Annotated in this window: 23 protein-coding genes and 1 pseudogene; 20 read left to right on the forward strand and 4 right to left on the reverse strand. The window is 40.2% G+C overall.

What is annotated here, in order from left to right; translation table 11 throughout:
- The 3 genes from FQ608_RS26390 (at nt 1) to FQ608_RS26410 (ending at nt 4,660) form a co-directional block, all read left to right on the forward strand.
- Nucleotides 1-774 (forward strand): PP2C family protein-serine/threonine phosphatase, encoded by a 774-nt coding sequence (locus FQ608_RS26390; RefSeq protein WP_158861513.1) that lies wholly within the window; start codon nt 1-3, stop codon nt 772-774.
- A 132-nt stretch (nt 775-906) separates the two neighbouring features.
- Nucleotides 907-1,824, forward strand: a complete 918-nt coding sequence (locus tag FQ608_RS27340) for a hypothetical protein (protein WP_234364420.1) — start codon at nt 907-909, stop codon at nt 1,822-1,824.
- 31 nt (nt 1,825-1,855) lie between these two features.
- Nucleotides 1,856-4,660 carry a CHAT domain-containing protein gene (locus tag FQ608_RS26410; RefSeq protein ID WP_158861517.1) on the forward strand — a complete coding sequence of 935 codons (2,805 nt, stop codon included), beginning with the start codon at nt 1,856-1,858 and terminating at the stop codon, nt 4,658-4,660.
- Between the two features lie 110 nt (nt 4,661-4,770).
- On the opposite strand, the gene FQ608_RS26415 is transcribed toward FQ608_RS26410, so the two are convergent.
- The 3 genes from FQ608_RS26415 to FQ608_RS26425 form a co-directional block, all read right to left on the reverse strand.
- Nucleotides 4,771-5,508 (reverse strand): hypothetical protein, encoded by a 738-nt coding sequence (locus FQ608_RS26415; protein WP_234364421.1) that lies wholly within the window; start codon nt 5,506-5,508, stop codon nt 4,771-4,773.
- Between the two features lie 71 nt (nt 5,509-5,579).
- Nucleotides 5,580-6,344, reverse strand: coding sequence for an anti-sigma factor family protein (locus FQ608_RS26420; protein ID WP_158861518.1), 765 nt, complete (start codon nt 6,342-6,344; stop codon nt 5,580-5,582).
- A complete protein-coding gene (locus FQ608_RS26425) occupies nt 6,337-6,945 on the reverse strand; it encodes an RNA polymerase sigma factor (protein ID WP_158861519.1) in 609 nt (202 codons plus the stop codon). The genes FQ608_RS26420 and FQ608_RS26425 overlap by 8 nt, the downstream gene beginning before the upstream one ends.
- A gap of 539 nt (nt 6,946-7,484) precedes the next feature.
- Here FQ608_RS26425 and FQ608_RS26430 point away from each other — a divergent pair.
- The 7 genes from FQ608_RS26430 to FQ608_RS26460 all read left to right on the forward strand — a co-directional run bounded on the left by FQ608_RS26430 (nt 7,485) and on the right by FQ608_RS26460 (nt 13,893).
- Nucleotides 7,485-7,646, forward strand: coding sequence for a hypothetical protein (locus tag FQ608_RS26430; RefSeq protein ID WP_158861520.1), 162 nt, complete (start codon nt 7,485-7,487; stop codon nt 7,644-7,646).
- A gap of 71 nt (nt 7,647-7,717) precedes the next feature.
- Complete coding sequence (locus FQ608_RS26435) at nt 7,718-8,425, forward strand: hypothetical protein (RefSeq protein WP_158861521.1); 708 nt, start codon at nt 7,718-7,720, stop codon at nt 8,423-8,425.
- A gap of 17 nt (nt 8,426-8,442) precedes the next feature.
- Nucleotides 8,443-8,982, forward strand: a complete 540-nt coding sequence (locus tag FQ608_RS26440; RefSeq protein ID WP_158861522.1) for a YceI family protein — start codon at nt 8,443-8,445, stop codon at nt 8,980-8,982.
- A gap of 112 nt (nt 8,983-9,094) precedes the next feature.
- Complete coding sequence (locus FQ608_RS26445) at nt 9,095-10,174, forward strand: BamA/TamA family outer membrane protein (protein ID WP_158861523.1); 1,080 nt, start codon at nt 9,095-9,097, stop codon at nt 10,172-10,174.
- Nucleotides 10,175-10,319: 145 nt separating this feature from the next.
- Nucleotides 10,320-11,213 carry an ATP-grasp domain-containing protein gene (locus FQ608_RS26450; RefSeq protein ID WP_158861524.1) on the forward strand — a complete coding sequence of 298 codons (894 nt, stop codon included), beginning with the start codon at nt 10,320-10,322 and terminating at the stop codon, nt 11,211-11,213.
- 165 nt (nt 11,214-11,378) lie between these two features.
- Complete coding sequence (locus tag FQ608_RS26455) at nt 11,379-11,918, forward strand: DinB family protein (RefSeq protein WP_158861525.1); 540 nt, start codon at nt 11,379-11,381, stop codon at nt 11,916-11,918.
- Between the two features lie 607 nt (nt 11,919-12,525).
- Nucleotides 12,526-13,893, forward strand: a complete 1,368-nt coding sequence (locus FQ608_RS26460; RefSeq protein ID WP_158861526.1) for an FAD-containing oxidoreductase — start codon at nt 12,526-12,528, stop codon at nt 13,891-13,893.
- Nucleotides 13,894-14,073: 180 nt separating this feature from the next.
- Here FQ608_RS26460 and FQ608_RS26465 read toward each other — a convergent pair whose 3' ends face one another.
- Nucleotides 14,074-14,556, reverse strand: coding sequence for a DinB family protein (locus tag FQ608_RS26465; RefSeq protein ID WP_158861527.1), 483 nt, complete (start codon nt 14,554-14,556; stop codon nt 14,074-14,076).
- A gap of 159 nt (nt 14,557-14,715) precedes the next feature.
- On the opposite strand from FQ608_RS26465, the gene FQ608_RS26470 reads away from it, so the two are divergent.
- The 10 genes and pseudogenes from FQ608_RS26470 to FQ608_RS26510 all read left to right on the forward strand — a co-directional run bounded on the left by FQ608_RS26470 (nt 14,716) and on the right by FQ608_RS26510 (nt 20,872).
- A complete protein-coding gene (locus FQ608_RS26470) occupies nt 14,716-15,291 on the forward strand; it encodes an NRDE family protein (RefSeq protein WP_158861528.1) in 576 nt (191 codons plus the stop codon).
- Between the two features lie 199 nt (nt 15,292-15,490).
- Nucleotides 15,491-16,072, forward strand: a complete 582-nt coding sequence (locus FQ608_RS26475) for a sigma-70 family RNA polymerase sigma factor (protein ID WP_158861529.1) — start codon at nt 15,491-15,493, stop codon at nt 16,070-16,072.
- Between the two features lie 10 nt (nt 16,073-16,082).
- Complete coding sequence (locus tag FQ608_RS26480) at nt 16,083-16,355, forward strand: hypothetical protein (protein WP_158861530.1); 273 nt, start codon at nt 16,083-16,085, stop codon at nt 16,353-16,355.
- A gap of 254 nt (nt 16,356-16,609) precedes the next feature.
- Entirely contained in the window at nt 16,610-17,374 is a 765-nt protein-coding gene (gene map, locus FQ608_RS26485; RefSeq protein ID WP_158861531.1) for a type I methionyl aminopeptidase, read from the forward strand.
- Between the two features lie 142 nt (nt 17,375-17,516).
- The gene (locus FQ608_RS26490; RefSeq protein WP_158861532.1) at nt 17,517-17,927 is read left to right on the forward strand and encodes a DUF6157 family protein; all 411 of its coding nucleotides are present in this window, start codon (nt 17,517-17,519) and stop codon (nt 17,925-17,927) included.
- A 10-nt stretch (nt 17,928-17,937) separates the two neighbouring features.
- A complete protein-coding gene (locus FQ608_RS26495; RefSeq protein WP_158861533.1) occupies nt 17,938-18,351 on the forward strand; it encodes a DUF1761 domain-containing protein in 414 nt (137 codons plus the stop codon).
- 77 nt (nt 18,352-18,428) lie between these two features.
- On the forward strand, nt 18,429-18,662 hold the full coding sequence (locus FQ608_RS26500) for a DUF433 domain-containing protein (RefSeq protein ID WP_158861534.1): 234 nt from the start codon (nt 18,429-18,431) through the stop codon (nt 18,660-18,662).
- A 138-nt stretch (nt 18,663-18,800) separates the two neighbouring features.
- Nucleotides 18,801-19,010, forward strand: a pseudogene (locus FQ608_RS28185) (DUF5615 family PIN-like protein); the annotation flags it as partial.
- Nucleotides 19,011-19,022: 12 nt separating this feature from the next.
- Nucleotides 19,023-19,643: a transcription elongation protein SprT gene (locus FQ608_RS26505; protein WP_158861535.1), complete on the forward strand. Its 621-nt coding sequence runs from the start codon at nt 19,023-19,025 to the stop codon at nt 19,641-19,643.
- Between the two features lie 11 nt (nt 19,644-19,654).
- Nucleotides 19,655-20,872, forward strand: coding sequence for a 6-bladed beta-propeller (locus FQ608_RS26510; protein WP_158861536.1), 1,218 nt, complete (start codon nt 19,655-19,657; stop codon nt 20,870-20,872).
- Nucleotides 20,873-20,999: the final 127 nt, after the last annotated feature.

Here is a 20,999-nt window from a genome sequence, read left to right on the forward strand (position 1 = left end):
ATGAGTTACGAAATCAACCTCTATCCACCTCAATGCTTCTCCGGAATTGGCAAAAAGGAAACCAATGAGGACTATATCATTCCTTCTGACAATAGTGCCGTGTGTGACAGGAATGCATTTTTTTGTTGTGACGGCGTTGGGGGTTCTCCTTTTGGAGAGATTGCCTCCAAAATTGTTTGTGAGTCCATGGAAGAGTTTTTTCAAACAAACCCCAACATTATCCATAATGAATCAGTTATGAACGTTGCAGTCAGGTACGCCAGAGAAAAATTAAGAGATTATGAAAATAATCATCCCGAAACCCGGGGAATGAAGACGACAATGACTGCTGTATGCTTCCATCAGGACGGCGCTACGTTAGCTTGGATGGGAGATTCTAGGATCTATCAGGTACGGGATGGCAAGATCCTTTACCAGACATGGGACCATTCATATGTCAATACCTTGGTAGAGCAAGGCCTTCTGTCCTTAGATAAAAGGAGAACTCACCCAAAAAGAAATTCAATTACAAGAACGCTAAGCACCGCAAAATCTGATCGAATTCCAGAGGTGAAAATGATTAAGGATATCAAAGTAAACGATTATTTCCTTCTTTGTACCGACGGGCTTTTAGAGCAGGAGAGGGATAAACATATTGAATGTTGGTTATCTGAATCCGAAAAACTGGAACAGATAAAAGGAATCATATTAAATCATTGTCGGGACAAAACGCAGGACAATTTCTCTATGATATTGGTAAAAATTAAAAGTATAAATCGCAGGTTTTCCAGTTGATTAATACCTCCCGACAAGATTTGCTCCATTAAACATTAGTAGAATAGCCAAAAACGGAATAGTTATTGGTATTCACGTAAGTCATTAACTGTCGGCCAACATATTCACGATATATACTATTGTATTTCAAGTATGGAAAAGAAAAAATATACATTAAATGTCCTTCTGTTCACGCTCTTTTTACCATTTGCATTACATTCATGCGGGTCAGCTGATGATGCATTGACAGAAAACTTAGGTTTACCGGGTGGAAGCGGCAGTACATTTAACTGCTCGGGTTTTTCTTACACCGACACACTCTTTTTTATCAATGAGCAACAGCAACAGCTCATATCCCCGGTAACAGCGCTTTCGGGTACGTTTTCCGTAATTCCGGAAGGATTGGCTGTTGACCCCCTAACAGGAGATATTGACGTAAACGCAAGCGAAACAGGATTGAAGTATGAGATCACTTTTACTCCTTCAAATGGAGCACCTGCCTGTAATGTGTTTTTGACAATAAGTGGTATCAATTATTTAGACCAGATTTATGTCTTAGACCAGGGCGAAACCCAAGCCTTTCCTATTTACAACGGCATCGCTGCGGCTATGATACCTTGTGATGACGATGACGACGACGATGACGACGATGACGATGATGACGACGACGACGACGACGATGATGACGACGATTGCGAATTTGATGCAACAGGTCCTGATAGCCAGAATTTGGCGGATATTGGGGTATCTATCAACTCTTCCAATGGGGCGATTAATCTAGAAAGAACTCTGAACAATGGGGCATTAGGTTCCTCGCCCGCTAATGGTACGTTCTCCGATTTTAAAATGTACTACCGGTTAGACGATGCCAGTTTGAGAGCGTTGAACAGCATTGATATTCGGATTTATTATTATGAAACGTCCGCCGATATTCCCCAAAGCCTATTGGATGAAATTGGGGAAAAAAGGAATCAGATATTGGGTCAACAACTACCTAATCTAAGGGTAGCCCGTATGTTAAGCGTAAAACCAAGGCCTCCATATTTACTCATTGTCTCCAGACTACAGTAATGTATATGAATTATCATTTCTCTAAAAATAGATGATGTTTATACCTCAATGGCTCCTTGCTTTCCTGCTCATGCAATTCCCCTTTAGCGATGCTACAGGTGAAGATGAATTAAAGGAAATGTATCGGCTAGGGATGGAACTGTATTATGCTGAAATTCCCAGCTCTGAAACAGACAGTACTGCAAAAGCATTTTTTACAGCCATTTTAAATGCTGAAAACAAGGAGGATGTTTTGGGGAAAGCGAAGTTATTGGAAGTATATGAAAAATTGGGAAACCTTAATCTCATCATGGAGGAAGACCAAGATGCCATCGCGGCCTATTGGTCTGCGTTGTCATTAGATAAATCTCCCGAGTTGGAGGATTCTCTTTTTTTTGGTTCCAATTTGTTTATGGCGGAGGCGTATTACAAATTAAACAAGCCTGACAGTGCCATTCATTTTTTTAAAAAGGCAGAACGTATTTTTGAGCTGATGGATTCAAAAAATGAAGGATCCAGGTTATACAATTCTTTGGGAGTCTATTATTATGAAACCGGAAATTTTGCCCAAGCTATTAATTACTTTACAAAGGCGAAAGACTTAGTAATTGGAGACCGGGATTCGTCTGAATTGGACTCCTATATGAAATATGCCTATTTTTCTTTTACATCAAACATCGCTACCGCTTTAGTTAAATTAAAAAAGCTAGACAGTGCAAAAAGAGCCTTTCATGAACTCGTTCATTTGAATATAAACACCGATGTAACCTATTTGGATCTTGTGGATTTGCACTTGGAACTAGGAGAACCTGACTCCGCTTTTTCCTTTTTGCAAAAAATCAACTCCCCAACTACGAGACAAACTATCGGCTATGCCAACAAAGTGGCTGAAATTTATCTCCAGAAGCGTGATTATATAAACGCAAGGATTGTCCTCCAAGAGCTAATTGAACGGCATGAAGCGTCTGACGAGGATTTTTTAGAAGGCGACCGCAATTTTAAATTGGGTTATACTAACAGACTATTTGGGAGAATTTATATGGAAGAAAAAAAATATCTACAAGCACTTACCCATTTCCACCGGGCTATCCTTCATTTTGATCCGAGTTTCTCGGATCTAAACCCCCTGTCGAATCCCGATGATCATGGAATGGGTTTCGCAGCCTATGCGTTATTTGACAATTTGATCCTAAAGGCTAATACGCTGGTAGAACTGGCATCAAATGAATCAGATGGCAAGTACTGGGAAGCCGCAACCAATACCTACCAGGAAGCTTTCAACAAAGTCGTTTACCTCAACGCCTTTTACGACAATGATGTCGCCAGGGTGTTTTTGGGAGAATCGGTTCTCCCGGCCTATCAAAAAGCCATTGAGCAAGTTCTTGAAAAATACTCGATCTCACCAACTAAATCCTTACTGGAACAGGCCTTTCTCTGGGCCGAAAGCAGCAAGTCCATCAGTTTGCTTGCTGGTCAAAATGAAAAAAAAATCAAATCACAATTCGGAATTCCGGCGGCTTTATTGGAAGAAGAAAATGAGCTGAATTTTAAGATGTCCAATTTGATCCAGCAACTTAATGCGACTGAGGATTTGGAAGCTGGCCAATCCATACAAAAGGAATTATTGGACATTCGCTTGAAATTGTCTACCCTTCACCTTCGTTTCAATGAATTTCCTGACTTCGTTAATGCCAAAATCACAGGAAAAATCAAAAATATCGAAGAACTTCAAAACACTTTTCTTTCCAGAGGAAAGCTTTTAATTTCTGTTTTTGAGTCTAAGACGAACCGGCACCTTTTCTATTTGGACAAAAATTCATTGAATGTTATCAGCCGTCCATTGGATAAATTATTTTCGGAAAAAGTAGCACATTTTAAAACCTCGATTTTTACTGCTGAAATGGGAGAGCGATTTGACCTAAGGGGTGTAGCGCATGAAATTTTCAAGGAATTCTTTACTGGAGTTGAAGAAAATTTAAGAGTTTATGAGGAATTACTAATCATTCCTCACGGAATATGGAGGGATTTTCCATTTGATCTGTTGGTAAACTCCTCAAATGAGTATTTGATAGAAAACTTCTCTATCGGATATCAGTTTTCCGTAAATTTCCTGGAAACTGAAAACGCCAAGCTAGTGTCAATGGATAATATGCTTTCCTTGGCTCCCTACGCACATCCTATACCCCATTCATCATTCAATGATTTACCATATTCTCTATCGGAAATAGAACTGCTTCCCGGCAAGAAATTGATTGGAAAAGCCGCGACCAAATTACAATTCTTAGAATCTGTTGGAAACCACAATATCCTTCATCTTGCCACCCACGCCCAGGCCGTTCTGGAGTCCCCTTACCAAAGTTTTATTGCGTTTTATCCGGATACTGAGGATCATAAATTATATCTTGAGGAATTGCAATACAAGACATTTGAACATACTGATTTAATTTACCTCAGTTCCTGTGAATCAAATTACGGAGAGATTAGTGCCAGCGAGGGCGTATTAGGTATTTCCAGAGCCTTTGCATACGCTGGTTGCCCAAATGTTATCACTTCCCTATGGAAAATGGAAGACTTGACGTCTTCCTATTTAAGTTCAAAATTTTACCACTATTTAGAACGGGGAAATAGCATCACAAAATCGTTACAACTGGCAAAAATCGATTTATTGTCCGACCCCGAAATGAATCAGTTTCGCCATCCCCGTTATTGGGCGCAATTGGTTTATATAGGAAATCCCACAGGTTTGCAAGCGGGAGCAAAATGGCCTTTCGTTTATTCAATGCTGGTAATATTCGCTCTTTTCATCTGTTTATTTTTTGTCTTTCAAAGGTCAAATGGAATCTCGCATGGCAAATAATCATCCAAGTGTATGACGCTCTCCTCATGCTCGATTTCATGATGTTTTACTTGATCAAAAAACACCTCCTTTAAGAAAAAAAAGGAGGTGTTGAAGATTGATCCTCTTTCCTATCTTAATTCAATTTCAATTTCAGACGACGCTTTGATTCGGTTTACAATTTTCGAATACATGGCATTATTGGTATTTCTTGTAATTCGGATAACGTCATTATCTTTTTGGGCATTATCCAATTCAGCGTTGCTAATATCCCTAAACCATAAATAGGCGTTAATTTCTAAGAGGGCCAAGGGATTGTTAATTCTGTCTATCCGGAAATAAGCATTATCGTCTTCAGCTTCGATTTCCACTTCAAAATCAATATCATCGCCGAAATATTCAAAAACAACCTGATAAGCATCACCATCTTGACCGCTATATTGTCCTTCCAAATAAATTGAAGGTTCATTCCTATGGTCAATTAGATCCAGTTCCAATTCAATTTCTTCATATTCACCTTCTGGAATGTTGATAAAGAAATCGCTGGATTCGTCGAATTGGTCAAAGGTCACTTTGCGGATGTCATTAAATTCGATTTCAAACTCTTTCTCGAAACGACCATTCTCGTCCCTTCCCTCCATTTCCAATTCCAACTCTTTGATCTGGATAAATCCTTCGGTTATCTCCAAATCATTGGTTAAGGTTCTTGCACTAGGTTGGGCATTGTTTCCAGATCCCAAAACAAAAGCCAGTCCCAAACTTCCCTCACCAGTACCGGGAACATTGTCGTCATTATTCTGGCACCCAACAAGCATCCCTAACCCTAGCACAAATCCGATCTGTAAATAATTTTTTGTTATTCGCTTCATATCAATTTAATTGGTTTTAGTTAACATACTTCTATTCCAATATCGTTTCAATGAAGCAAAATGTAATCCAACTATCCTCCTTTTTTTAATTTAAGCAACCTGATCTTAAATCTATCCCACCTACCAAAAGCATCATGATAAACGTGTGAGCGGTTTTCCTTCATCTTGTCTATCAATCGATAAGCCTCGTCAAATTCCCCAAGTTGGAGGTAAGTTAGAGAGGAATAAAAGTCCATTTCCTGTTCAAAAAGTTTTTTTTCTGCCCTAGCATTTATTTCTCCTACCCTATTGAAATAGTTTAATGTTTCCGAATAAGCACCTTTCTCGTATGAGGCCAACCCGGCAAAAAAATAAGGCTTCTGTTCAGGAGACTGCTCCTTTTCTACCCAACTCAGTAGATTATCCCAGTCACGCTGCTGATAAAACAATTCTACCGCAGTATGTTGGCCTTCCTCCGACCGCATTACGGGGAGTTTGTATGCGATATAATTGTCATCGACAATCTTCGAGGGCTGGAGTTGATATAAGCTAATAGAAATGAAAGCAAAAATCAGCAGAAAAGAAGCCGCAATACCAATCCATTTCTTTCCAAAAAGAGAAATTACTTGTCCTTTTGATTTTTTCTCCCTGTCAGATTTGAAAGTTTCGTGCACTGAATTGATTTCCCGCCATAGACCAACATCTTTCAGTTGCCTTTTTGTAAAAGTTAATAGTTCCAACTGCTCCCTAAGTTCAACATCAGAAGCTATTTTACTTTCAAGATCAACTTTGGCCCGATCATCCAAACGACCCTCCAGGTAGTCCTCCAGTAACTCAAATATTTCCTGCTTATTCATAATTTAAAGCATCTTTAACATTTTCATACAGGATAGGATCGGATTTAATCTGATCTATTAACGTTTTGAGACACTTATACTTCTTGTTTCTCACTACTTGCTCACTTGTGTAATTTTCTGCCTCCATAATCTCCTTCATGCTCATGTCCTGATAATAAAAAAGTAAAAGTATTCGCTTACATTTCCCCCCTAACGACTCGAACAGACCTAAAACTAACTTAAAGTCCTCATTCCTAATGAGCTCGTTGGTTGTGGGCTTTATTTGCATATCCTGTTCGTCTGTATAAATTTCAGCTCTTTTGGAAGCACTTTTCCTTCTTCTCAATTCCGAAATCCACAAATTCTTCGCAATGGCGAAAACATAGGATTTCAAACTGGAATCAGCCCGAAATCTACTTCCCTGAATCGCCTTGATGGTGACCATCAATGTCTCCTGAAAGATATCTTCAGCATCAAAGGTACTTCCGCTATTTCGCAGGATATATCGCTCAACGCCATTGTAATGGCAGGCATATAAGTACCTAATCGGTTTTTGAAGGTCAACGTTTAAACCAATATCCCGAATGGCCTTTTCGTCATCATAGTCCTTATCAACTGTCATTTAAACTCAATTAGTAGTCGGTACTGAATTGGGAAACGTAACGCATTATTATCACTTTACCCCTGATATTTTCTTCAACAGCATAAATCTTCAATTCTAATGCAGAATAATATATTTAAAATTGTACCGAATTAAATAAAAATACAATTGAAAGCAAAAATAGATTGTGATTTAAGTAAATGACTTTTTAACCAATAGAGCAAATCAAATTCCCTACTTGATGCCGTTTGAAGTGAAAGAAACTGGAATGTCACTTCAAAATCAGGTAAAGATGAAGTGAACCACCCACCAACTCTTGGAAAAAATTATTATTATTCTCTGTCAGGAAACATCTACCCCGCCGTCTAATGATCCAAATAAGAAGACTATGTGAATGCGCATTTTCACTTAATGCGCATGCAATAGTGAAATTTTATCCGGAGTATAATTAGACAAAAATTTAAACACCATGAAATCGAGCATGAGGAGAACCTCACATATAGGGATGATTTTAATACATGCGAGATTCCATATGGCCATTCAAAAACAATTATAATCATATGAAAAAAATAGCAGCTATCGTTTTGGCTATCCTAGCACTCGCGGTGATCGTGATGGGGATAGGTAATTTTATGATTCCGCCGGTTCTGACCGGAGTTGGCTTTTTGGCCATTGCGTTCGTTTTTTTTAGGGAGAGTCGTCTTAACCAATTTGAGAAATAATAAACTGTGCCTCTGCCAAGCAAATTGTCGATGCTTTGCATCAATTCTAATTTATACCAAAAAAACTTACCATGAAAAATTTATTAAAATTCTATTTGTTCATTAGTGTGTTTTTTCTCGCCGTTACTTGTGTACAGGCCCAAGAGGGTACACTGCCTAAAAAAGAGTCCAACATTGACCTAGCTTTGGGTATGGGGGAAAACAGGAGCTTTTCCTATGCGCTATCCTGGAATACCAGCTATGGGCTCTTTTCCTCCAACAAATTCCGGCTGGGATACGGTGTCCGGTTTTCGGGATTCACTGGTACTGACCTGAACTATATAACAGCACCTGCCGATCTCACCGGCGATAACGCGACCATTGATACACTCTTTGTGAATAGTGCCCATACCATGGGGTTAAGTGCCCTAATAAATTTACAATATCAGTTTAGTCCGAAATTCAAACTTGGGTTTAATATCGATGCCATTGGGCTGGGATTTGGCGGCACCACCAATGCACAGTTTATTTCCTCATCAAACACCGGGCAATTTCCCGAGACAGTGGAAGCCAGCCCCACTTCATTTAACCTGCTCCTGGGCGGTGACAATGATCGGGGACAGATCAAATCAGAATTCTATATCGCTTACGCTTTGTCAGAAAAAACCTGGCTGCGTGGAGGTATGGACATGACTTTCTCGGAATATACCAGCAGGCAGGAATTAGCTAACGCAAACGACAGATTTAGATACAAGCCTGTTTTGATATTCTTAGCCATTTCATATAATCCCTTTAATTAATCCTAAACTTTATTAACATGAATTTATCATTCTTATTTGTTCTATGGTTCTGGGTTGCCATCCCCGACCCCTTGGACCGTCCTGCAAACTGGGAAGGGACAAAGGAGGAATCCTACATTAAATTTAATATCCGAAATTTGGGGTTGAATGTAGAGGGAATTTTCAATTCATTCACTACGAGTGTAGAGTATGATAAATCCCATCCAACAAAAAGCCGTTTTTCCGCAAAAATTGAGGTCAGTTCCCTTAGTACGGGAATCAATAAAAGAGACAATCACCTTAAGCAGGAGGAGTATTTTCATCTGGAGAAGTATCCCACGATTACCTTTCAATCCACAGACGTTAGCGCTCCAAATGCGGGGCAACTTCTTGTCAAGGGTAATATAACGATAAAGGGGACAACACAGCCAATCGAATTGAAGGTAGCCGTAAAGGAATCCGGGGGGAAAACCCAATTTTCTATCGTCGGCCAACTGGACCGTAAGGACTTTGGCGTTGGAGGAAATAGCTGGGTCATGTCCGATGAGGTAATCTTGAAGCTGTATATTGAAAATTAAGTGTCGCCGCCTTTGGTTCAAAGCGTGAATCTATAGTACGATATCCGGTATTACTAATCAAAAGCTTAAGAAAACTAATTCAACGTAATCCTTGCCAATACAGATAAAGCTAGTGAAAAAGGTGAATAATGTGGTTATGACACTGCTAATTGTCGCTGTCTGTCAACTGACCTATGGCCAGGAAGCTGAAAATGACAGCACCATCTTCAAGGTATTGCCTTTGGCCTATTATACCCCTGAAACCCGAATAGCTTTTGAGGCATTCGCCTTCTACAGCTATTATTCTAGGGATAGCCGGAGAAAATCAAATATCCGGCTATTTGCCACGTACACACAAAACCGCCAGTATCTGCTGACAATCCCCTGGCAAATTTATACTTCTAAGGACAACTATTTCCTGAATGGTAGCCTAGACTATCGTAAATTCCCGGAATATTACTACGGATTGGGTAATGAAACCCAAGAAGCAAACCGAACTCTTTATGAATTCTCTGCCTTCACACTTAACAGTAAGAATTATGTCAAACTGGAAAACGACACCTATTTGGGGATTGCCTTTCAGGGACAAATGCTAGTACCTGATTTTCCCGACGGGGAAATTATCTTCAGTGACATCACTCCTGAAAATGGTGAAAAAGGATATTCGTACCTGGGCTTGGGCCCCTCATTTATGTGGGATAGAAGAGATCATATTCTTTCTCCATCCAGTGGAAGCTTTTTGGAGTTTACCCCGATTTTTGGTTTTGGACAAGCATCAGAACACCCAATTTATTTTGGCCTGGCATCCATTGATATTCGCGACTATTGGAAATTGGGAGAAAATGCCACTTGGGCCAACCAGTTTGTGGCGCAATTTTCCGCTGGGAGTGTTCCATACCGGGTATTACCGACTTTAGGTGGACCTCTTTTACACAGGGGATACTATCAGGGTAGATTCCGGGATAACCACTTCATGGTACTGCAATCAGAGTTTCGCCAACATGTGATCGGACGGGTTGGTTTTGTTTTGTTTGGATCCATTGGAAGAGTATATCCAAACATACGAACGGAATTGTTCGAAGAGCTTCATGTGGCCGCTGGAGGAGGTCTCAGGTTTAGGGTAAGCAAAAAAGACCGTACAAATGTTCGCTTTGATTACAGCATCACCCCGGATTCTTCCGGCTTCTACATCTATTTTGCTGAATCCTTTTAACTTCACGATGAACAAAATTAGTCGCTCAAATCTATGGACAAAACTTCTTCACTGGGAATACTGGCCCACATGGATCATCTATTTCCCGGTGTTTTTTTACTATCTGTTTCTATCCCTAAAAGCCAGAAATTTTTTTTTCTTTTCCATGGCAAATCCGAAAATGGAGATGGGAGGCTTGTATAATTGCAGCAAACACAAACAACTAAAAAGAATTCCCCGCGAATTTACGCCCAAGACAATCTATGTTCATAAAAACACTCCCTTTCCTTTGATTCTTGCCCGAATATTGGATTCGAATTTGGATTTCCCACTGATCGCCAAACCGGATCGGGGAGAACGTGGAGTTGGAGTATCACTGGTAAAGGATAAAAGTGAATTGACAAAGTACACCGACAAAGCTAAAGGTGACTTCTTGATACAGGAGTATATAGATACCCCATTTGAGGCAGGGCTTTTTTACTATCGGATTCCGGGCCAAGCTTCCGGATTCATTCCTTCACTAGTAGTAAAGTCGTTCCTCAAAGTTACAGGAGATGGCTACTCGTCAACTAGAGATCTTATTTTTCAAATACCCCGTGCACGAATGGTAGCGACTAATTTGCTTCAAAGAAGTGACATCAATCCGGACGAGGTTTTACCTTATGGAAAAATAAAAATTCTGGAACCCATCGGCAACCATAACCGGGGTACTGAATTTGTGGATGGCAGTTACCTGCACAATCCGGAGTTAGTATATTTTTTTGATACCTTAAGTTCCCACATTCCTCACTTCCACTATGGGAGATTTGATCTAAGGGCTCCCTCTGAGGAGGATTTTAAAAAAGGTTCGGGTATAAAAATCCTTGAGGTCAACGGTGTCAATGCCGAGCCGGCACATATTTATGATCCAAAAGCAAAATTTTGGACGGGAGTTCGCACGCTATTACGTCATTGGGAAATTATCTATACAATCAGTATGGAAAATGAAAAAAGGGGTTTTAGACCAGCTTCTTTCAGCACGGCGTGGAAACACTATAAATCGTGGAGGATCAAAAAATAATTTTTCCGAAATTTTCTGTCAGGATTCTTATTGCTGATCGACTCTTTTCATGAAATTTTAAAATCGACCATGTTTACCTTAAAATAGATGGAGGCTCGTTCTGGAAACCCAACGTTACGTAAGTATCTGTTAGGGGCTTTAATGAATTGGCCAATCTTAGCGTATATGAAACCTTTAACCCCTAGATCCATGCAGACTGAATGTCAGGAAAACCTTGAAAGTATCGCCTCTCTCCTTGAAAAATTAAGTCCGGATCAGTACCAACATCCATCCTATTACCTGTCAGGAGCTTCTATAGGTCAACATATCCGGCACATTGTTGAATTTTACACCTGTTTGTCTCAGGCTTTTAAGGATCGTGAATCCGTAAACTACGATCAGCGGAAGAGAGCAATGCCGCTCGAAAAGGATCCCACAGAAGCTGTTAACGTACTTTTACAACTTATAAACTGGCTACAAGAGGACAAAATTCTTGGAGAGGTTTCCCTCGTTGCCGCCTATGCAGCGTCAAATGACAAAGTCTGTTCCATTCCCTCCTCTTTTCAACGAGAACTTGCCTATTGCCTTGAACATAGCATCCATCATCAGGCACTTATTAAAATCGGACTGTTTGAGCAAGGGTTGTCCAATTTAATTGATCAGGAATTTGGCGTTGCACCATCCACAATAAAATTCCGAAGGCAACATAATCCAAAGTCCTCTTAAACTGTAATCCATTCCCGTGCAGCGAAACCACATACTAACATTTATATCGTTAATTGCACTTCAACTTGCTTGGCTTTCTACTTTTGCGCAAGACACCACTTCCTAAAAAAATAGGATGGAACTAAATGTCTTGGGACTGACTTCCGAAAACCTCGTCTTTACTTATGAACATAGCGTTCATAAAAATGGGCTTTGGCTTGGTATAGAGTATCGACTTAATCATTGGTCTAACAGTGGGGTTCGGTTTTTAAGTACATGCCATGCATAAAACCTTTGAAATAGCATCCTTGGAAGGGAGTTTTTATCTAGCTGATTGAATTCCGGGAGGGATTTTCGAATTACGTATTTGGTTAAAGCCTTTCAATATCCTTCACCAAAATCCTGTTTCTACTATAACAGATAATACCGTTTCTCTCCAAATCATTAAAAACCGTGGTGATTGTTGGTTTGCTGAATGCTGTCAACCTGCCCAATACCTAGTAAGAAATGCATTGCTTCAAAGAGACAATTATGTGTTGAGGCAAAGAATCTAAATGTCTGGCATTATTTTTTCCTTTGCCTTCTTGATTTAAACTAATATTTTATCAGTTGAAAAGAACGAGCGATTATGAAATTTGACGCAATTATTATCGGATCCGGACAAGCGGGCAACCCATTGGCTTTTAAATTGGCTGCAAAGGGTAAAAAAGTGGCACTTATTGAAAAAGAACATCTGGGTGGTACTTGTCTAAACGTAGGATGCACGCCTACCAAAACTTATGTGGCTAGTGCCCGCCGCATGTTTGATGCCCTCAATGGGGAAGTGTTGGGCGTATCCATTCCCAAAGGAACTACCCTGAACCTTGGAAAGGTAAAGCAAAGAAAAGATGAACTGATTAAAAAATCGGTTGACGGGATGGCTGACGGGATTGAAAAAAACAAGCACATCACATTAATCAAAGGCATAGCCAAATTTACCGACACGCATACCGTTGACGTGAATGGTGAAGAATTGTCGGCCGAACACATTTTTATCAACGTAGGTGCGAGGCCTTTTATCCCGGAAGGTTTGAAAGGAGTCAATTACCTTACCAACCAAAGCATACTGGAATTGGAGCATTTGCCGGAGCATTTAATCATCATTGGTGGAAGCTATATTGGTCTGGAATTTGGACAAATGTTCAGGCGTTTTGGAAGCAAAGTGACCATCATAGAAAAATCAGACCGAATCATTTCCAGCGAGGATGAAGACGTCTCCATGGAAATACAGCGGGTGATGGAGCGGGAAGGTGTTGAATTTCGGTCAAATGCGACCTGCATTGGCGCACGGGAAGAAAAGGACGGCCAATTGCTTGTTTCAGTAACCTGCGAAAAGGGTGCTCCCGAAATCCTTGGATCGCATGTGCTGGTAGCGGTGGGCCGGACTCCCAATACAGACCTGCTTCAACTTGAGACTGCAGGTATCAAAACAGACGAAAGAGGATACATACAGGTAACCGATAGGCTGGAAACGAATGTTGGCGGTGTCTATGCACTGGGCGATTGCAATGGGAAGGGTGCATTTACACATACCGCTTACAACGATTTCGAAATCATTAATGCCAACTTGTTTGAACAGGGAAGCCGAAAAGTAAGTGACCGTATTCTAACCTATGGCTTATTTGTAGATCCTCCATTGGGTCGCGCCGGAATCACCCTAAAAGAGGCAAAAGATCAAAACCTAGACATTTTGGTCGGGTACCGGGACATGAAACGCATCGCCAGGGCAAAAGAGAAGGGAGAAACGGACGGGTTTATCCGGGTGATTGTAGATAAGAAAACGGAGAAAATTCTTGGAGCTACCGTTCTGGGAGTCGGAGGTGATGAAATCATCAGCAGTATTCTCAATGTGATGTATGGTGGACTCTCCTACACCGTGATTCGGGATGGGGTATTCCCGCACCCAACAGTAAGCGAATTAATACCCACTTTGCTGGAAAGTTTAGAGCCGGGATGATTAGGTAAATAAAAAATATTCAGTGTACCTTTTCTCCTTTATATAGCCACATGCCCCACATTTTATTATAGGAATTAATCGTGTAAAGGATCCATTCATGGACTAATAACACACCATTCCAGGCAAAAATTTCATATAAACAGCCATATGTTGCCCAAAAAGTAATTTTTCAGCGGGCGTCTACCAACCAACATAGCCGGGAGCCGGTATTCCCTTTATCCGAAGGTATACCAAGCATTGCGCTCGGTGGTGAGCCTGATGGTCGCGCAGCAGGTAAAAAATATTTTCCTTGCTCATTGAAACACCCCTGAAATCAATCTCCTCATTTAACAGGGAATCGGAAGCATTTTGTATCAAATCCAGCACATAAGCATTGGCCCGATTCAGAATATCCAGTACATCCGCTTTTTTAAAGGCTGTAACATCCTCTTTACGGTAAAAGTCCTTACTATCACCGGTAATGCGTACGGTTAGCATGCTAATATTGTCCACCACGTGAAGCAATTGCCCCTGAAAAGACATCGCCTCTTCCGTAGGGCTAAAATCGTAATACACTTCAGGCATGGATTCGGCCACTGCTTTTGAATACTTCAGGTGCCGTTGCCAGACTGCTTCATATTGCGCCCTAAAATATTCCTGTGCGTTTAATTCTGTCCCGGCCATAATCAATAGGAAAATTATACATCGAACCACCATTTTTGATCTTTTTTGATTCTCGCAATAACCTCATCTTTGGGTAAAAAAGCAATTCGGAGTGTTAGGAAACAAGGAAATAACCGACTATTTCCCTAACTGATCACCAATTGAACAACAAATCTTTAAATGTGTACTGTATCGTATATTCCGTTGGCCCATGGCTATTTGGTGACGTCAAGTAGGGACGAATACCATTTGCGGGAAACACTTCCACCAGGTAGTTACTTACATGCCGGCAAGAAAATAATTTACCCGAAGGATGTTCGCTCCGGAGGCACTTGGATTGCCGGATGCAATGATGAAACTGTTGCCTGCCTGCTAAACGGAGCGTTTGAAAAACATGAAAAAAAATCCACCCAAGTGGTTAGTAGGGGGATTGTGATTTTGGAATCCCTACAGCACGAGGAGTTGGAAGGATTTTTGGAAAATTTCGATTTCGGGAAGGTAGAACCGTTTACCCTTCTAATGATGAAAACGAATACTTTCTATGAATTAAAGTGGAATGGGTCCGATCCGTTCCTGAGTAAACTTGACAAGAAAAAACCGAATATTTGGTCCTCTCCCACCTTGTATACACCGGAACAACGTATCGAAAGAGAAAAATGGTTTTATCAATGGATCACAGAAAAATCCATCACCAATATGTTACATAATGTAACCAAGGTGCCCATAGATTTACCGGAAGCTGCTCCATTGAATTAAAACTGTAACAAAATCAAAGGGAACTCCAGACAGACCCTAGCATTCTGTCCGGAGTTTCTTTAGAGACAAAAATTATATAAGGCGTCAAAAAATAATATAGACGGGATTTTCAGCCTGGTTTTGGAATTACTGTTTTTTTTACAAAATAAAATACCTATTTTTTCACTGTTGTTCTTTATTGATCTAGGTTGTATTAAAAATGAGTGACTTAAGCAATACCACTAACAAGGAAGTTATAAAACATTGGGTACATATCCATGGGGATTATTTGTATGGATGGGCTTACCATAAGACCGGAAGCAGGGAAACTGCGGAGGACTTGGTTCAGGAAGTTTTTCTTGCTGCTGTAAAAAACTTTGATGGGTTCAAACAGGAAAGTACGCCAAAAACTTGGTTGCTACAGATTTTGAACAATAAAATCGTTGATCATTACAGAAAATCGGCCAAGAAAACCTTGCCTTTAGAGGATCAGGTACATCAGTTTACCGATAGCCTTTTTAACGCCAATGGAAATTGGAAATCAAATGGGTTGGAGGAAGCTTGGTCTCATGAAACCAATTTGCTAGATGACCCTGCCTTCAACGATGTAATGAATGTGTGCATGGATGACCTACCCCCGAGATGGCGCTTGGCCGTCATCTCCAAATATATTTTTGACAAAGAAACATTGGAAATCTGTCAGGAACTGGAAATCAGTAAGACTAATTATTGGCAGGTATTACACCGGGCCAAACTTCTTCTGAAAAAATGTCTGGAGATTAATTGGTTTGGCGCTAACTGACCTCGCATAAATGAACGTAGAAAAAGTGATGACCAAAATGCTTCTTTCCTGTAAAGAAGCTACCTTTCTAATAGAGAAAAAATCTGTGCATCGGCTTTCTGTGGTAGAACGGTTTCGACTTTATTTTCATGTAAAATTATGCCTGGTATGCAACCTATACCAGCACCAAAGCAAAACTATAGAGAAAGCCATCAATAAGTGGGTAAACACAGAAGGGAACCCAAACGATATTCTCCCCAAAAAAGTAAAGGATCAAATTGTCGAAAAGATTACCGAAAATTAAGGTTGAAGACGACCTCAATTGGACTAAGTAATCCTTTTTTCTATTTTTACCGATCCAAAATAAACCATCCCAGTTTTCTTCTCAACAGCGAACTGGGGTGCCAAATGCTTTACATCGGCACTGCGGGATTGTTGGTGGGTGAGCCTATTGTATATCCGCTGGTATCTGCTTTAAAAGCTTCAATTGCTTACCAATTAGGTAAATGAAAACTTTTGACCAGTCATTTTAATCTAATTATTGACGTCACGAAACTTATGTCTATAACAAAAGAATCAGAGTTGATCGGAATGAAAAAGGTAAGTGACGTTGTCGCTTATACCTTAAGGGAAATGAAAACTTATGCACGGCCCGGCCTGACTACCAAGGAACTTGATGATTTCGGAGCTAATATTATCAAAAGTTTCGGGGCAAATTCGGCACCCTTTATGACCTATAAGTTCCCCGGATGGACCTGTATAAGTGTCGGGAATGAATTTTGCCACGGAATTCCCTCAATAAAGAAAATTCTAAAGGAAGGCGACTTAATTAATATTGACGTTTCAGCTGAGTTAGACGGTTTCTGGTCTGACAATGGCGAGTCTTTCGTGCTTGGTGAGGATTTAAACGGGCATCAAATGCTAGTCGATTCCTCAAAAAATATTCTACAAAAAGCCATAAATAACATTAGAGGCGGAGTGAAGATTTCTGACATAGGATACCTAATTGAAACAGAGGCGAAAAAACGGGGCTATAAAGTAATCAAAAATCTTACTGGACACGGGATTGGCAGAAGCCTCCATGAAGAACCATCAGAAATAGCAAATTTCAAAGACAAATTCAATCATACCAGATTTAGAAAAAACAGCATAGTGGCTATTGAAACATTTATTTCAACGGACTCCTCCTATGCGGTAACACTAAATGACGGATGGACGATGGTAGGCAATAAAGGAGGCTTTATGGCGCAGCACGAGCATACGATCGTGGTCACCAACGATAAGCCGATAATTCTGACTGAAAAAAATGAAATTTGGAATTAGGATACAGGTAACGAAAAGGATTAGGTGCTGATTTTGTTCCTAATTGTGGGCTTTTTAAATAATCGGCATGAATAATTTTAATGTGAAACAGGGGATTTATTAACCAGGTTAAAAATGATTTGAAACTGTTGATATACTGATAATGAAAGCACATTCTACTATTTATTTCGATACCTTTATAGAGGTGGCCGAAGACACAAAAGCTGTCCGAGGAACAAGACCACCATCAAAAGATAAAAAAACCGTTGCTGAAATGCAGTACGAACTGCTTGCTGATAGCCCCTATAAATACACCTCTGATGACATCTTTTTTCAGGTGTATGCAGAACGGAACAATTTGGCAAAACCAGCCTACAAGCAAGCCCAGGAGGCGTTCTTTTCCAAAGGTCAACCCTGCTTCCGTGCGTCGCCGTTGACGAAAACCTACGGTTTTGGGGTTCATAGTGACAGTGAAGGAAGAGTCGCACTTGTTGGTATGGAAACAGAAGCATACCAAAAATATTTAGCCGACACTGCGGTTAAAAAAGTAAAAGCGATGAAGTCCGGCAAATAATTACAAAGCAATGATATTTGAGATTAATTGGTTAGCAGTTGGCATTGGGACCGTTGTCTATTGCGCTTTTTGCGGTGTATGGCATAGGCCATTTCTTTTCGGCAAACAATGGGAAAAGGCAATGGGTTTTGAAAGACCTCCGGATTGGACGGAAAAAAACATCTATTACGTCGTTCCATTAATTTCCTGTTTTGTCACTACAGTTGTAATTTCCGTTTTGCTTAAAATGACACACACTGATTCATTCGTGGATGCGTTAACACTTGGATTGTTAACGGGAATTGGTTTTGCGACTTCAATTATATTTACCACAGCAGTAATTCCGACCATGAAAAGGCCGCTGGTATTTGGGGCCATTACTGGAATGGCCCAAGGATTAGGAATTACAATTGTGACACTAATAGTTTATGGCCATTCAAAATGAATGAAAATAGGTAAAACTGAACATATTTATTTCAGCGTTCGAATTTATGTTTAAATTTGAACTATGAGCACTTTAGAATGGAAAATTTAATAAATAGAATTACGTTAGACTCAGAGATCTGTCATGGGAAACCTACCATTAGAGGGTTACGATATCCCGTCGAGAATGTGTTGGAGTTAATGGCAGCAGGCATGTCCATTGATGAGCTGTTGGCAGATTATCCTGATCTGGAACGGGAAGATTTTTTGGCTTGTTTGGCTTATGCATCAAAATTAGTCCAAGTAAAAAGCATACATAGTATAACACAGTGAAGTTTTTAGTTGATGTTCAATTGCCAAAATCGCTTTTGGACTTTCTAAATCAGAGGGGATACGATCTATTCATACGATAGAGTTGCCGAATAAAAACAGGACAAAAGATAGTTAAATAGCAAATCTAGCAACGAAGAAGGTAGAATTGTGATTAGTAAAGATATCGACTTTCTTGAGTCATTATTGCTAAAATCTGAACCTCGAAAGTTGATAAGTGTAAAGACCGGTAATATTGTGAATAGGGAATTAATAAAAATATTTGAAGAAAACCTAATAACAATAATTCACCTGATTTCCCGAAGCAAGTTAATCGAGATCGGTAAAACTGAGATTATCGAACATGAATAAAGGACTAATCGCATGAAAAAAGAGGAATGGATCCGGAATATTCAGGGACGAGTACCGGATGCAGCGTTGGATTATTGTTTTTCCCTTTGGGAACAAAAGCCCTTTCACTTTGTTATTTCCCGTTCACGCAGTTCCAAGCTGGGTGATTTCAGGTTTCGCGGGGATCAGCCACTACAGAAAATCACCATCAACCATGATTTAAATCCTTATCAGTTTCTAATCACTTATATCCACGAAGTGGCACATCACCGTGTTTACGCGGCGCACTCCATCCGCTGTATGCCTCACGGCCTAGAATGGAAGAGGATCTTTCAGGAATTGATGTTTCCTATGATAGACGATAAGTCTGTTTTTCCAGTGGATATCCTTATACCCCTTCGGCGACATATGCTAAATCCCAAGGCCAGCTCAGGGGCGGATTTGTTTTTGATGAAGGAGTTGAGGAAGTATGACACCCAAGATCCAGACCGGCTGAAAACGTTGTTGAGTGATGTAAAGCTGGGTGAAAAATTCGAATTAAAACAGCGGGTATTTCAAAAGTTGGAAAGCCGCAGAACCCGGGTGTTATGCATGGAGGTAGCCACTGGCAAAAAATTCCTGATCTCCAGCCATGCTGCTGTGACAAACAAATAAAACTACCTATCATGAACAAGGTGATCCATGTAGCATATATTTCATTTTTTCTGGTTTTGTTGCCCGGGTGCACAAAAAACACCGAATCACAGGTGGACCGTATTTTATCGTTAAATCCTAAAGAAGCTGAATCCTCGCTTCCACTGTCGACTTTCGTAGATTCTATAGCGTACATCGCACTTGAGACCAGCGATGAAAGTATGATGGTCCGGGTTTCAGACATTATCATAAGAGACGCCTTTATCTATGCCGTTGATATGGAGCAAAAGATAGTTTTCATATTTGACAAGACAGGTAAATTTGTCACCAAATTGGACAGGCGCGGAGAGGGACCCGATGAATATATGTGGATGCAACATGTGATGGTCGATGAAGAGGAGACTACTATTACGGTATTTGATTATCGAGGTGCCAATTCCAGAACCATCAGTTATGATGTACATACGCTAGAACCAATCGTCAAGCAACCATTTCTTTTTCCAAGTGGTAGTGCTGTCAGAAAGGTAATGGGAAAGGACACTTATTACTTTGCGGCACAGCAGCAGGAAAACACCGTAAATGATGAAATCACGAATGCAGATATTATAGCTATTGGTGAGAATAATACGCAAAAGGCACTTTTTAAAAAGAATATTGTGACCGGAGGAAGTTTTTTCGGCCCATTTGCGGAGAGTTTTACCACAACGGATGACGGTGAGATAATCGTTTCATTGATGTACAGCAATACCTTTTTTAGACTTTCAGATATGGAAGCGTATCCGCTTTTGACAGTAGATTTCGGAGAGCACAATATGGATTCGGCCGTAGGCCTAAAAAGTACCGTTGAACAAATGGATTATCTGTATGGAGAGGAAAGCGCTGAAGGCTTGGCCTATTTCCCTGTCCTAAATACCTATAATTCGGATATGCTTGCCTTTACCTACTATTACAAGGAAAACTCAAAAACCCATGTCCATCACTATATCGATTTGAAGTCGGGCAGCCGAAAATTTCATGTCAGGGACATTGTAAATGACCTAACGGGTTTCCCTGATAAGGTTTATATTTGTTCCTATTCCCTCAATATCAGCCATAAGGTGTATCAGGATGGCTATTTGGTCGATGTATTTTTACCCGCAGACCAACTCAAAGAGAAGACCGAAGAAATCCCCGGAATAGGCAAGGTAGACCGGGAGGATAATCCGATTATTGTGATGATGAAGATAAGGGAGGAAAAGATGGGAGATTAATCAAAAAATGGGCGAAAGAAAATTATTATGTTTAAAATTATTAAAGAATCAAGTGCAAAATACCCAATCTGGGATATTTTTTCGAATAAAAGTAAGGACAATCGCTAAAAGTCAGTATGGATAGTAA

Source organism: Lunatibacter salilacus (genome assembly GCF_009797935.1).
GTDB classification, from domain to species: domain Bacteria; phylum Bacteroidota; class Bacteroidia; order Cytophagales; family Cyclobacteriaceae; genus Lunatibacter; species Lunatibacter salilacus.